Below are 619 nucleotides of genomic sequence, written 5' to 3'. Positions count from 1 at the left end.
ATGCTCAAGTTGCTGCACTTGAGAAGAAAAAGAACGATGATGAAGCTTGTGGCGAGATAGAAACGGCTCATCCGGGCTACCTAGGCTCACAGGACACGTTTTATGTGGGTAATCTAAAAGGTGTTGGCCGTATCTACCAGCAGACGTTCGTTGATACTTACAGCAAGGTTGCATTTGCCAAGCTCTACACAACGAAAACGCCAATCACTGCTGCTGACATACTCAACGACAAGGTTTTGCCTTACTTCGAGCAGCACGAGCTACCAATGTTACGCATTCTCACAGACCGAGGCACTGAGTATTGTGGCAAGGTTGAACATCATGATTACCAGCTTTATCTAGCAATAAATGATATCGATCATACAAAAACGAAAGCGATGTCACCGCAGACAAATGGTATCTGTGAACGTTTCCACAAAACAATATTGCAGGAGTTTTATCAGGTTACGTTCCGTAAGAGGCTCTATGGCTCGTTAGAGGAATTACAAAAGGATCTGGACGAATGGATGGTTTATTACAATAATGATCGAACTCATCAGGGCAAAATGTGCTGTGGCAGAACGCCACTTGAAACATTACTTGATGGAAAATCGATTTGGGCTGAGAAGAATTTAGCTCA

1 protein-coding gene is annotated in these 619 nt (G+C 43.5%); it reads left to right on the top strand.

Annotated elements, in window-relative coordinates:
• A partial coding sequence (locus tag DXX94_RS19160) for an integrase core domain-containing protein (RefSeq protein ID WP_147302318.1) occupies nt 1–619 on the top strand: 619 nt, incomplete at both ends.

The organism is Thalassotalea euphylliae (assembly GCF_003390375.1).
In the GTDB taxonomy this organism is placed as follows: Bacteria; Pseudomonadota; Gammaproteobacteria; order Enterobacterales; family Alteromonadaceae; genus Thalassotalea_F; species Thalassotalea_F euphylliae_A.
This window is presented reverse-complemented; position numbering and strand designations above follow the sequence as displayed.